Annotated in this window: 10 protein-coding genes; 6 read left to right on the top strand and 4 right to left on the bottom strand. The window is 63.1% G+C overall.

What is annotated here, in order from left to right; all coding sequences use genetic code 11:
- Positions 1 to 481 precede the first annotated feature (481 nt).
- The 3 genes from gyrB to dnaA form a co-directional block, all read right to left on the bottom strand.
- Positions 482 to 2,956 carry a DNA topoisomerase (ATP-hydrolyzing) subunit B gene (gene gyrB / locus AC1RQF_RS32535; RefSeq protein ID WP_274004401.1) on the bottom strand — a complete coding sequence of 825 codons (2,475 nt, stop codon included), beginning with the start codon at positions 2,954 to 2,956 and terminating at the stop codon, positions 482 to 484.
- A 193-nt stretch (positions 2,957 to 3,149) separates the two neighbouring features.
- Entirely contained in the window at positions 3,150 to 4,253 is a 1,104-nt protein-coding gene (dnaN, locus tag AC1RQF_RS32530) for a DNA polymerase III subunit beta (RefSeq protein WP_273999711.1), read from the bottom strand.
- Positions 4,254 to 4,417: 164 nt separating this feature from the next.
- On the bottom strand, positions 4,418 to 5,923 hold the full coding sequence (gene dnaA, locus AC1RQF_RS32525; RefSeq protein WP_273999709.1) for a chromosomal replication initiator protein DnaA: 1,506 nt from the start codon (positions 5,921 to 5,923) through the stop codon (positions 4,418 to 4,420).
- A gap of 432 nt (positions 5,924 to 6,355) precedes the next feature.
- Between dnaA and rpmH the strand changes: the two genes are divergently transcribed.
- Genes rpmH through yidC form a run of 4 tightly spaced genes read left to right on the top strand, consistent with a single transcriptional unit; the run spans position 6,356 to position 8,986 of the window.
- Positions 6,356 to 6,490, top strand: coding sequence for a 50S ribosomal protein L34 (gene rpmH / locus AC1RQF_RS32520; RefSeq protein ID WP_004198824.1), 135 nt, complete (start codon positions 6,356 to 6,358; stop codon positions 6,488 to 6,490).
- A 16-nt stretch (positions 6,491 to 6,506) separates the two neighbouring features.
- Entirely contained in the window at positions 6,507 to 6,992 is a 486-nt protein-coding gene (gene rnpA / locus AC1RQF_RS32515; protein WP_273999708.1) for a ribonuclease P protein component, read from the top strand.
- A gap of 60 nt (positions 6,993 to 7,052) precedes the next feature.
- On the top strand, positions 7,053 to 7,319 hold the full coding sequence (gene yidD / locus AC1RQF_RS32510) for a membrane protein insertion efficiency factor YidD (RefSeq protein ID WP_273999707.1): 267 nt from the start codon (positions 7,053 to 7,055) through the stop codon (positions 7,317 to 7,319).
- Positions 7,320 to 7,327: 8 nt separating this feature from the next.
- Positions 7,328 to 8,986 (top strand): membrane protein insertase YidC, encoded by a 1,659-nt coding sequence (yidC, locus tag AC1RQF_RS32505; RefSeq protein WP_273999706.1) that lies wholly within the window; start codon positions 7,328 to 7,330, stop codon positions 8,984 to 8,986.
- Positions 8,987 to 9,079: 93 nt separating this feature from the next.
- On the opposite strand, the gene AC1RQF_RS32500 is transcribed toward yidC, so the two are convergent.
- Positions 9,080 to 9,502 carry a transcriptional regulator gene (locus AC1RQF_RS32500; RefSeq protein WP_273999704.1) on the bottom strand — a complete coding sequence of 141 codons (423 nt, stop codon included), beginning with the start codon at positions 9,500 to 9,502 and terminating at the stop codon, positions 9,080 to 9,082.
- 341 nt (positions 9,503 to 9,843) lie between these two features.
- Between AC1RQF_RS32500 and mnmE the strand changes: the two genes are divergently transcribed.
- Positions 9,844 to 11,238, top strand: a complete 1,395-nt coding sequence (mnmE, locus tag AC1RQF_RS32495; RefSeq protein WP_273999702.1) for a tRNA uridine-5-carboxymethylaminomethyl(34) synthesis GTPase MnmE — start codon at positions 9,844 to 9,846, stop codon at positions 11,236 to 11,238.
- 184 nt (positions 11,239 to 11,422) lie between these two features.
- Complete coding sequence (locus AC1RQF_RS32490; RefSeq protein ID WP_492874194.1) at positions 11,423 to 12,004, top strand: tyrosine-type recombinase/integrase; 582 nt, start codon at positions 11,423 to 11,425, stop codon at positions 12,002 to 12,004.
- Positions 12,005 to 12,044 lie beyond the last annotated feature (40 nt).

The following is a 12,044-nucleotide window of genomic DNA, read 5'->3' as shown; positions in this document are numbered from 1 at the left end:
GACTGGAAATCCGCGATGAACCAGTTTGCTATTCTGTTCGGGGAGCGATTTACGCAAGCCCGCTGATCACTGGTTGTGCAACCGCCTCGCCCACAAAAATGCGGACAGGTCCGCGCTCTGCATCGCACCACCTAACGGACGATGTTGCCGATGACAACCCCAACGAACGAACAATGATGGCTTCAACTGTAATGGCTCCCAGATACCATCAACCTCGGGTTTTACGTTTTCGCTTTCCATCTGCTCGTTCGGATTTTTGCCAATAGCTTAAATGTTACCGCACGTATTCGGCTGAAACCCCAACCAGTGATGTTGCTTAGGCTGAAAAAAACGACGGCCACCTCAATGAGGTGGCCGTCGTTATATGCAGAGTGGCGTCAGGCTAAGCGCCATAAGTCCGAGTTATCGGGACGCAGTCGGTAATACATGTATCAGTGGATGCTTCCCAAAATCCCACCTTATGGGTCCTGCTACATACCGCTCAAACATCAATATTCCCCGCCCGCAGCGCATTGCTCTCGATAAACGCTCTCCGCGGCTCGACCTCATCCCCCATCAGGGTGGTGAAGATCCCATCCGCAGCAATCGCATCTTCGATCTGCACGCGCAACAAACGCCGCACGGCCGGATCCATCGTCGTTTCCCACAGCTGGGAGGGGTTCATCTCCCCCAGCCCCTTATACCGTTGCTTCGACAGATTCCGCTCGGCATCGGCGAGCAGCCACTTCATCGCGCTCTTGAAATCGGACACCGGCGTGCTGCGCTCCCCGCGCTTGATCGTCGCGCCAACGCCAATCAGCCCCTTGAACGTATTCGCCGTATTCACGAGCTGCTGATAATCGGCGGTATGCTGGAACTCTTCATCGATGACGGAAACCCGCACATTCCCGTGATGCGCGCGCTCGACGTGCAGCGACCGCTGCTCACGCACCGTGTCATAAGCCGGCACGACCCGCACTTCATTCTTGAGCGCTTCATCATGCAGTGCGCCGAACAACGCCTTCGCCGACACCTCCGTCGAAGCCTCATCCGAAAGATCGATCGCCACGCCATCCATGATCGCTTCCAACGCTGCCGGGTCATACAAGCGGCTCAACCGGCTGACCACACCCTGCGCGAGCAGATACGACCGAGCCAGCTCCCCAAGCGCATCCCCTGAAATCGCCGTGGCGTTCTCGCTGGGCACCAGCTCCGACCCTTGCAGCGCCAACCGCAGCACGTGAGCATTCAACTCCGACTCATCCTTGAGATACCGCTCGTCCTTCCCCGCTTTAACCTTATAAAGCGGCGGCTGCGCGATATACACATACCCGCGCTCGATCATATCGGGCATCTGCCGATAGAAGAACGTGAGCAGCAGCGTCCGGATATGCGCACCGTCGACGTCCGCGTCGGTCATGATGATGATGCGGTGATACCGGAGCTTCTCAAGGTTGTAATCATCCTTCCCGATCCCGCACCCGAGCGCGGTCACGAGCGTGACGATCTGCTCGGACGACAGCAGCTTGTCATACCGCGCCTTCTCGACGTTGAGCACCTTCCCGCGCAGCGGCAGAATCGCCTGGAACTTCCGATCACGCCCCTGCTTGGCCGACCCACCTGCCGAGTCGCCCTCGACGATATAGATTTCCGACTTCGCCGGATCCTTCTCCTGGCAATCCGCCAGCTTCCCGGGCAACCCAACCCCATCGAGCACGCCCTTGCGCCGCGTCATCTCGCGCGCCTTCCGCGCGGCATCCCGCGCCCGCGCCGCTTCAACGATCTTCCCGCAAATGATCTTCGCGTCGTTCGGCGTTTCCAGCAGGAATTCCTCGAGCGCCTTCGCGACCACTTCCTCGACCGGCGCGCGCACTTCCGACGACACCAGCTTGTCCTTGGTCTGCGAGCTGAACTTCGGCTCGGGCACCTTCACCGACAGCACGCACGACAGCCCTTCGCGCATGTCGTCGCCGCTCGTCTCGACCTTCGCCTTCTTGGCGATTTCATTGTCGACGATGTACTTGTTGATCACGCGCGTCATCGCCGCGCGCAGCCCGGTCAAGTGCGTCCCGCCGTCGCGTTGCGGAATGTTGTTGGTGAAACACAGCACATTCTCGTTGTAGCTGTCGTTCCACTGCATCGCGACCTCGACGCCCACGCCTTCCTTCTCGCCGATGATGTGGAAAATGGTCGGGTGCAGCACCTGCTTGGTCTTGTTGATGTACTCGACAAAACCCTTCACGCCGCCGGCGAACGCGAAATCGTCTTCCTTGCCCGAGCGCTGGTCGGTCAACCGAATCCGCACGCCGTTATTCAAGAACGACAGCTCGCGAATCCGCTTCGCCAGAATGTCGTAGTGAAACTCGACCGTGCCGAAGATCGTCTGATCGGCCATGAAATGCACTTCAGTCCCGCGATTCTCCGTCGGCCCGACGAGCTGCATCGGCGACACCTGCTCGCCGTCCTGCATCTCGAGCACGCGGTTCTGCGCGACGCCGCGATGAAACTCCATGAAGTGTTTCTTGCCGTTGCGCCGCACGGTCAGCCGCAACCAGCTCGACAGCGCGTTCACGCACGACACGCCGACGCCATGCAGCCCGCCCGACACCTTGTAGCTGTTCTGGTCGAACTTCCCGCCCGCGTGCAGCTCGGTCATCACGATCTCGGCGGCGCTGCGCTTCGGCTCGTGCTTGTCGTTCATCTTCACGTCGGTCGGAATCCCGCGGCCGTTGTCGGTCACGGAAATCGAGTTGTCGGCGTGAATCGTCACGTGGATGTCGTTGCAATAACCGGCCAGCGCCTCGTCGATCGCGTTGTCGAGCACTTCGAACACGAGGTGGTGCAGACCGGTTCCGTCCGACGTATCGCCGATGTACATCCCGGGCCGCTTGCGCACGGCTTCCAGACCTTCGAGGATCTGGATGGAGGAGGCGCCGTAGCCGCTGTTGTCGGGCTGTTGATTGTGCTGTTCAGTCATGGGTTTCTTCCGGTTCTGCGGGGCCGCACGAGCGGCGGCGCGGGGTTCTTTACGAGTAAAACGCCGCGCCGGCCGACATGCGTCGACGCCCAGTTCGGGCGGGTGGCAAGCACCTGGTTCGGTGGCCCTGATTTGCCATAAAAACGCCAAAGGGGCGTACCGCCCCTTGGTGTGTCCTGTGTGCCGTCGCGCGTCAGATGCGCATCGGCATCACGACATACTTGAATTCTTCGTTCTCCGGCACCGTGATCAGCGCGCTCGAGCTTGCGTCGCCCAGGCTCACGTTGATGTTGTCGACCTTCAGGTTCGCGAGCACGTCGAGCAGGTACGTGACGTTGAAACCGATATCGATCGTGTCGCCCTGGTAGGCGATTTCCAGCTCTTCCTGCGCCTCTTCCTGGTCGGCGTTGGTCGACATGATCTTGAGCTGGCCCGGGGCGATGATGCAGCGCACGCCCTTGAACTTGTCGGAGGTCAGGATCGCCGCGCGCTGCAGCGAACGCTGCAGTTCTTCACGTCCGATCAGGAAGGTGTTCTTGTGTCCCTTCGGGATCACGCGCTGGAAGTCGGGGAACTTGCCCTCGACCAGCTTCGACACCAGTTCGACCTGGCCGAACGTGAACTTCGCCTGGGTCTGCGCGATGTCGATCGTCACGACGTCGTCGATATCCTCGAGCAGGCGCTGCAGTTCGAGGATCGTCTTGCGCGGCACGATCACTTCCTGGCGCGGGAACGCGCCTTCGATCTTCATCGACGAGAACGCGAGGCGGTGGCCGTCGGTCGCGACCGCCATCAGCTGGTCGCCGTCGACGACGAGCAGCATGCCGTTCAGGTAGTAGCGGATGTCCTGCTGCGCCATCGCGAAGTAGACCATCCCGAGCAGCTGGCGGAACGACTTCTGCGGCACGGACAGGCTCGCGCCGAAATCCTTGGCTTGCGCGACCGTCGGGAACTCGTCGGCGGCGAGCGTCTGCAAGGCGAAGCGGCTCTTGCCCGACTGCACGGTGAGACGCTTGTCCGCGAGCGACAGCGTGACCTGGCCGTCGGGCATCGCGCGCAGGATGTCGAGCAGCTTGCGCGCGGCGACGGTGGTCGCGACCTGATCCCCGCCGACGCCGAAGTCGGCGCGCGTCGTGATCTGCAGTTCGAGGTCGGTCGACAGGAACGACACGTCCGGGCCGTTCTTGGTGATCAACAGGTTGGCGAGGATCGGCAGCGTATGGCGGCGCTCGACGATACCGCTTACGGTTTGCAGCGGCCTGAGGAGGGTGTCTCGTTCGGTCTTGACCAGTTGCATAGAGTTCCTTCGTTGAAATAACGGCCTGCAAGCCTCGCAACGCCCCGCCAGGCGGGGCCTGTACCCACCGCCGCCGGGGCGGTCAAACCTATATTGTGCCTCAAAACCGAACCGCCCCTTTTAAATTGGGGCGGCCCGCCGATTCTCAAGGGCGGCGCGCGCGCTCAGCCCTTCAGCGTCTGCTCGAGCACGTGCAGCTCGTGATTGAGCTGCGCATCCTTGCTGCGCTCGTCGGCGATCTTGCGGACCGCGTGCAGCACGGTCGTGTGATCGCGCCCGCCGAACAGCTCGCCGATCTCGGGCAGGCTCTTCTGCGTCAGTTCCTTCGCGAGGTACATCGCGATCTGGCGCGGCCGCGCGATGTTGGCGGGCCGCTTCTTCGAATACATGTCGGCGACCTTGATGTTGTAGAAGTCGGCGACCGTCTTCTGGATGTTCTCGACCGAGATCTGCCGGTTCTGCACGGTCAGCAGATCCTTGAGCGCTTCCTTGGTCAGCTCGATCGTGATCTCGCGGCCGTGGAACTTCGAGTACGCGAGGATCTTGCGCAGCGCGCCTTCGAGTTCGCGCACGTTCGAGCGCAGGTGCTTCGCGACGAAGAACGCGACGTCCTCCGACAGGCTCACGCCTTCCGACTGCGCCTTGCGCATCAGGATCGCGACCCGCATCTCGAGTTCGGGCGGCTCGATCGCGACGGTCAGGCCGGAGTCGAAGCGCGAGATCAGCCGGTCGTCGATGCCCGAGATTTCCTTCGGGTAGGTGTCGCTGGTGATGATCACCTGCGCCTTGTTCGCGACCAGCGCCTCGAACGCGTAGAAGAACTCTTCCTGGGTGCGCGACTTGCCGGAGAAGAACTGGATATCGTCAATCAGCAGCAGGTCGAGCGAGTGATAGTAGCGTTTGAAGTCGTCGAAGGCCTTGCGCTGGTACGCCTTCACGACGTCGGACACGTACTGCTCCGCGTGGATGTAGCGGATCCGCGCGCCGGCCTTGTCGAGCAGCAGCTGGTTGCCGATCGCGTGGATCAGGTGGGTTTTGCCGAGGCCGACGCCGCCGTACAGAAACAGCGGGTTGTACGAGATGCCGGGGTTGTCGGCCACCTGGATCGCGGCGGCGCGCGCGAGCTGGTTCGCCTTGCCGGTCACGAAGTTGTCGAAGGTGAGGACCGGGTTGAGCTTCGAGCGCTCGTACATCGAGTCAGTCTCGCCGTTCGACGCGGCGGGGCCCGCGCCCGGCCGCCAGGTGCGGCGTCCGGCGGCCGCCTCGTGCGCGGTCAGGCTCGGCAGGTCGAGGTCGGCCGAATCGTCGCCGCCGAGCGCGGCGGGCGCGGCCGCGCTCGGCGCCAGCGGCGCGGTGGGCATGACGGGCTGGGCCGGGGCGCGCGGCGTCAGCGCCGGCGCGGCTGCGGGGCCGCGTGCGCCGGCCTTCGGGTCGAGGACGAACTGGACGTCGATCGGCGCGTTCCAGAAATCGCGGGCCATATCGGAAATGCGGCCGGAGAACTGGCTCTTGACCCAATCGAGCTTGAAGCGGTTCGGAGCGGCGATGGACAGCGTATGTGCAGCGGCGTCGAAGGCAACCGGGGCAAGTGGTTTGATCCACGTCACGTACTGTTGGGGCGTCAATTCGCGCTCCAACAGGGCGGAACAGTGTTGCCAGAAATCGTTCATCGAAGTGCTGTCGTTGTTCGGTTGCACGGCGGCTCACCGGCCGCCCTTGTCGCGGATTGGCAACAAGGCCCGGTGTGGCCGTGCGAGTAGGCCTCGGGCGCTTGTGCAACAAGGGTTTGGGCACAGGCGCGAGCCGAAGCGGCGTGCGGGATTCTTGGAGATAAGGCGAGATTCTACCGCCAAACGGATGCCGCGCGGGAGTTATCCACAGGGGTGTGTGCAGCGGGCGGGTGGCCTGGATGGGGTCAGGCACAGTACGCGGCCTGTCTCGATGTTGGCCGTAAAGTATTGACCACCAAGAGAAAAGCGGTTTAAATAGCGGGTTCCGCGAAAACCAATCCTGTATTTTTCGGCGATTGCGTTCGCCCGGTTGCCTTGAAGAGAGGGCACGCGGTCCCTGATTCCCGATATTCTCGACCAAGTGAGAGCAACATGAAACGTACCTACCAACCTTCCGTGACGCGCCGCAAGCGCACCCATGGCTTCCGCGTTCGCATGAAGACGGCAGGTGGCCGCAAGGTCATCAACGCCCGCCGCGCGAAGGGCCGCAAGCGCCTCGCGATCTAAGGACGGGCCGCGCGTCGTGTCCGCCGTCCGCAGCGAGGCGGGCAAGGCAGCCGCTGTCCCGGGTTCGATTCCGTTGCAAGCGCCCGCCGCCTTTCCCAAAGCTGCGCGACTTCTGAAAACGGATGAATTTTCATCCGTTTTTCGTTTGCGCCCGTGGCGGCGCTCCGCGCACTTCGTGATCTACGGTCGCGAGACGGGTGAAGCGGCGCGCCTTGGCCTGGTGATCGGCAAGAAGTACGCGCCGCGCGCTGTCACGCGCAACCAGGTCAAGCGTATCGCGCGCGAGGCGTTCCGCGTCCGCCGCGCCGAGTTCGCCGGCTGGGACCTGCTGTTGCGCCTGCATACGCGTTTCGACGCGAAGGCGCTGCCGAGCGCGGCGTCCGCTCCGCTCGGGGCGCTGTGCGCGGACGAGATCCGCGCGCTGCTCGACCGGGCGGTGCGGGAGATCGGGAAGCGCAGCGGTGCGAAACCCGCGTCGGGTTCCGACGCGCGTGATGCCTGACGCGCGGGCCGGTTGCCCGCCCGCTTGACCTGACGCGGCGCACCTTACGCCGCCCTTGCTATGCAAACGGTATTGATCGCATTGCTGCGTTTCTACAAGCTTGCCGTGAGTCCGCTGCTCGGCAACCGCTGCCGTTTTTATCCTTCCTGTTCGGATTACGCGCGCGAGGCAATCCAGTATCATGGCGCCGCGCGCGGCACGTATCTCGCCGCCAGGCGTCTGTGCCGATGCCATCCGTTTTCCGCGGGCGGCATCGATCTGGTCCCGCCGCCCAACTCCGATCCACGCGCTCCAACCCAGGCTGAAGCGCGCTCCCCTCGACTCTGAGACAACGCATGGATATCAAACGCACCGTCCTATGGGTGATCTTCTTCATGTCGGCGGTCATGCTGTTCGACAACTGGCAGCGCTTCCATGGGCGCCCGTCGATGTTCTTCCCGAACGCCACGCAGACGGCCCCCGCGGCCGCCGCGGGCGGCGCATCGGGCACGGGCGCGACGACGGCAGCCGGTGACGTGCCGGCGGCCGCCGCCGGCGCGGCGCCCGCGACGACGGCCCCGGCCGCGCAGGCGCAGCTCGTGAAGTTCTCGACCGACGTCTATGACGGCGAGATCGACACGCGCGGCGGCACGCTCGCGAAGCTCACGCTGAAGAAGGCCGGCGACGGCAAGCAGCCCGACCTGTTCGTCACGCTGTTCGACCACACCACGGGCCACACCTATCTGGCGCGCACGGGCCTGCTCGGCGGCGATTTCCCGAATCACAACGACGTCTATGCGCAAGTTGCGGGCCCGACGTCGCTGACGGGCGACGCGAACGCGCTGAAGCTGTCGTTCGAATCGCCGGTGAAGGGCGGCGTGAAGGTGGTCAAGACCTACACGTTCACGCGCGGCAGCTATGTGATCGGCGTCGACACCAAGATCGACAACGTCGGCGCAGCGCCGGTGTCGCCGACCGTCTACATGGAGCTGGTGCGCGACAACACGCCGGTCGAGACGCCGCTGTTCTCGCATACGTTCCTCGGGCCGGCGGTCTACACCGACCAGAAGCACTTCCAGAAGATCAACTTCGCCGACATCGACAAGAACAAGGCTGACTACGTCCCGTCCGCGGACAACGGCTGGGTGGCGATGGTGCAGCACTACTTCGCATCCGCCTGGATTCCGCAGCAGGGCGTGAAGCGCGACATCTACGTCGAGAAGATCGACCCGACGCTGTATCGCGTGGGCGTCAAGCAGCCGGTCGCGGCGATCGCGCCGGGCCAGTCCGCCGACGTGTCCGCGCGCCTGTTCGCGGGCCCGGAAGAAGAGCGGATGCTGGAAGGCGTCGCGCCGGGCCTCGAACTGGTCAAGGACTACGGCTGGGTGACGATCATCGCGAAGCCGCTGTTCTGGCTGCTCGAGAAGATCCACGGTTACGTCGGCAACTGGGGCTGGGCGATCGTGCTGCTCACGCTGCTGATCAAGGCGGTGTTCTTCCCGCTGTCGGCGGCGAGCTACAAGTCGATGGCGCGCATGAAGGAAATCACGCCGCGGATGCAGGCGCTGCGCGAACGCTTCAAGGGCGATCCGCAGAAGATGAATTCGGCGCTGATGGAGCTGTACAAGACCGAGAAGGTGAACCCGTTCGGCGGCTGCCTGCCGGTGGTGATCCAGATTCCGGTGTTCATCTCGCTGTACTGGGTGCTGCTCGCGTCGGTCGAGATGCGCGGCGCGCCGTGGATTCTGTGGATCCACGACCTGTCGCAGCGCGATCCGTACTTCATCCTGCCGGTGCTGATGGCCGTCTCGATGTTCGTGCAGACCAAGCTGAACCCGACGCCGCCGGACCCGGTCCAGGCCAAGATGATGATGTTCATGCCGATTGCGTTCTCGGTGATGTTCTTCTTTTTCCCGGCGGGTCTCGTGCTGTACTACGTCGTGAACAACGTGCTGTCGATCGCGCAGCAGTACTACATCACGCGCACGATCGGCGCGAAGAAAAAGACGACCTGACGCGGTGCGGGGAGGCGGTGCGCATCGCCTCCCGCCGCGCCATGAAAAAAAGCCGCCCGGTGAGAACCGGGCGGCTTTTTCGTTTGGGGGAGGTCAGTGGCGGCTTGGGTCGCCGTAGAACTGCTCGATCAATTCCTGCACCAGGTAGCGATGATGTGGCGACAGCGACTCGATCTTCGACGCCAGCTCGATGGTCTCGGGCGTGGGCGGGTATTTCTCGTCGCGCGGCAGCGGCTGCGGAGTCGAACGCGCCGCGGTGCTGGGCGGCGGCCCGTAGTGGAGCCAGTGGAGATCGACGCGCAGCCAGTCAGCCAGCGTACGGAGCTTGTCCGGCGTGGGGATGGTGCGCCCCGTCAGCCATTTATGCGCCGTTTGCGGCGAAACCGGATGCTCGCCGTGATGACGCAAATTGAAATGCAATGCGAGTTCCGTCGCGCCGGTGACTTTCTCTGGGCTGCGCAACAAGGCGAATTTCAGGCGCTCGGTGAACGCGGCTTTTTCTTCGAGTGTCGGCATGGCCAAATTGTGCGGTTCGGCCGGCATCAGGTAGACAACCGGTGGGGCGAGATTTATCCCAAATAGGTACGCGTTTAACTGGCATTGAGCGACGCAGGACGCAAACGATTGCCGTGCCTGTGTACGAAAACCGGAGGATTCCCGCGAATTGGCGCGAAGAATACGTACTAGATTATAGGACTTGTCCTATCTTGCATAGGATAAAGTCAGATTTATATCAAACGGGCGTTTGAGAATTTGTCTGAAGAATGCAACACAGCGGCCAAGCTACAATGCGGGCGTCCTGGGGCGGTACACGCCCTGTTTCCTGCGCAGTCTTCCGCTTTATCTCGAATTTGACCATGCTCGCCACCGATTCCGATCCGATTGTCGCCATTGCCACCGCCACCGGACGAGGCGGCATCGGGGTCGTGCGGGTGTCGTTCGGGCGCGCGGGCGAGCCGGCGGCGCGGGCGCTGATCGACGCATTGTGCGGGCAGCCGCTCGCGCCGCGTCATGCGAGCTACGTGCCGTTCCTCGATGGGGACGGCCAGCCGCTCGACCGTGGCATTGCGCTGTCCTTTCCCGCGCCGCATTCGTACACAGGCGAACATGTGCTGGAGTTGCAGGGGCACGGCGGTCCGATCGTGCTGCAATTGGTGCTGCAGCGCTGCCTCGCGGCCGGTGCGGCGCATGGGTTGCGGTTGGCCGAGCCGGGTGAGTTCACGCGCCGCGCGTTTCTCAACGACAAGCTGGATCTCGCGCAGGCGGAAGCGGTTGCGGACCTGATCGAGGCGAGCACCGAGGCTGCCGTGCGTTCGGCGGGACGTTCGCTGGACGGGGCGTTCTCGCGCGATATTCATGCGCTCGTCGACGATGTGATTGCGTTGCGGATGCTGGTGGAGGCGACGCTCGACTTTCCGGAGGAGGAGATCGACTTCCTCGAAGCGGCCGACGCGCGCGGCAAGCTCGCGCGCATCCGCGCGCAGCTTGAGCGGGTGCTGGGGGAAGCGCGGCAGGGGGCGTTGTTGCGGGAAGGGCTGTCGGTGGTGCTCGCGGGGCAGCCGAATGTGGGCAAGTCGTCGCTGTTGAATGCGCTGGCGGGGGCGGAGCTGGCGATCGTCACGCCGATCGCCGGGACCACGCGCGACAAGGTCGCGCAGACGATCCAGGTCGAGGGCATTCCGCTGCACATCATCGATACGGCGGGCTTGCGGGAAACCGAGGACGAGGTCGAGAAGATCGGCATCGCGCGCACCTGGGCGGAGATCGAGCGGGCGGATGTGGTGCTGCATCTGCTCGACGCGCGCGCGGCGCTTGGCGATGACGATGTGGCGATTGCCGCGCGTTTTCCGGAAGGGGTGCCGGTGGTGCGGGTGTTGAACAAGACGGATCTGACGGAGACGCCGGCGGCGGTCGCGCATGTGGCGGGCGGGGCGGATCTGACCGAGGTGCGGCTGTCGGCCAAGCGCGGGGATGGGATCGATTTGCTGCGCGGTGAGCTGCTGCGGATCGCGGGGTGGCAGGCGGGGGCGGAGAGTGTCTATCTGGCCCGTGAGCGGCATTTGATCGCGCTGCGCGCAGCGCGGCAGCATCTGGAGCAGGCGGCGGATCACGCGGAGCAGAATGCGCAGGCGCTGGATCTGTTCGCGGAGGAACTGCGGCTGGCGCAGGAGCAGTTGAATTCGATCACCGGGGAGTTCACGTCGGATGATCTGCTGGGGGTGATTTTCAGTCGGTTTTGTATTGGAAAATAACCTGACTTCCGCAGGGTTCCATCAAGGTTCACTGAAACCCTTGAAACCCGCATAAACACTGGGTTTCTTGCCCGTTAAGCTCTTTTGAAGCACACTGAAAGCCGTCTGTTTTTATGTCCAAGTTTATGTCCAAGTAGTGGTTTTGGCCTGAGCCTTCCTCTACTTGGACATACGGAGGTAGAAGATGGCACTCACCGACACCGCCCTGAAGGCACTCAAGCCCAGGGACAAGACCTACACCGTTAGCGATGATCGCGGCCTGTACCTGGAGGTATTTCCAACCGGGGGGATGGTCTGGCGCTACCGCTACCGGCTGAACGGAAAGTACGAAAAGCTCACTCTGGGCAAGTACCCCGCGCTCACCCTCAAAAACGCCAGGCTCATGCGTGACGGTGCATCGCAGATGGCGGCCATCGGTGAATCGCCAGCGCAAAAGAAGCAGCGCGCCAAGGTAGCCGGCCCGGAAGACACCACCCTCAAGCAGTTCGCCGAGCGTTTTTTCAAGGAGATCCAGCAACGCGATCGCAAGGACAACACCATGCCGCGTCGCTATCTGGACAAGGACATTCTTCCTCACATCGGCATGAAGCCGGTGTGCGAACTCACGACTGAAGACGTTCGGTCAGTGATCTGGAGGAAGAAGGAACAGGGCTTTGACGCCGCCGCAGGCCAGGTACGCGGGCTGCTCAAACGCATGCTGGACTACGCGGTGACCTGTGGGTTGATCTCAGGGACCTGTCCGCATTTTTGTGGGCGAGGCGGTTGAACAACCAGTGATCAGCGGGCTTGCGTAAATCGCTCCCCGA

Source organism: Burkholderia sp. GW821-FHT14F03 (genome assembly GCF_058803765.1).
Note: the sequence above shows the minus strand (reverse complement) of the source record. Positions and strands in the feature narration are given on the sequence as shown.

What these genes read in the sequence shown, in the direction of transcription:
- gyrB (WP_274004401.1), bottom strand. Translation starts at nt 2,956, where the DNA reads ATGACTGAACAGCACAATCAACAGCCCGACAACAGCGGCTACGGCGCC.
- dnaN (WP_273999711.1), bottom strand. Translation starts at nt 4,253, where the DNA reads ATGCAACTGGTCAAGACCGAACGAGACACCCTCCTCAGGCCGCTGCAA.
- dnaA (WP_273999709.1), bottom strand. Translation starts at nt 5,923, where the DNA reads ATGAACGATTTCTGGCAACACTGTTCCGCCCTGTTGGAGCGCGAATTG.
- rpmH (WP_004198824.1), top strand. Translation starts at nt 6,356, where the DNA reads ATGAAACGTACCTACCAACCTTCCGTGACGCGCCGCAAGCGCACCCAT.
- yidD (WP_273999707.1), top strand. Translation starts at nt 7,053, where the DNA reads ATGCAAACGGTATTGATCGCATTGCTGCGTTTCTACAAGCTTGCCGTG.
- yidC (WP_273999706.1), top strand. Translation starts at nt 7,328, where the DNA reads ATGGATATCAAACGCACCGTCCTATGGGTGATCTTCTTCATGTCGGCG.
- AC1RQF_RS32500 (WP_273999704.1), bottom strand. Translation starts at nt 9,502, where the DNA reads ATGCCGACACTCGAAGAAAAAGCCGCGTTCACCGAGCGCCTGAAATTC.
- mnmE (WP_273999702.1), top strand. Translation starts at nt 9,844, where the DNA reads ATGCTCGCCACCGATTCCGATCCGATTGTCGCCATTGCCACCGCCACC.
- AC1RQF_RS32490 (WP_492874194.1), top strand. Translation starts at nt 11,423, where the DNA reads ATGGCACTCACCGACACCGCCCTGAAGGCACTCAAGCCCAGGGACAAG.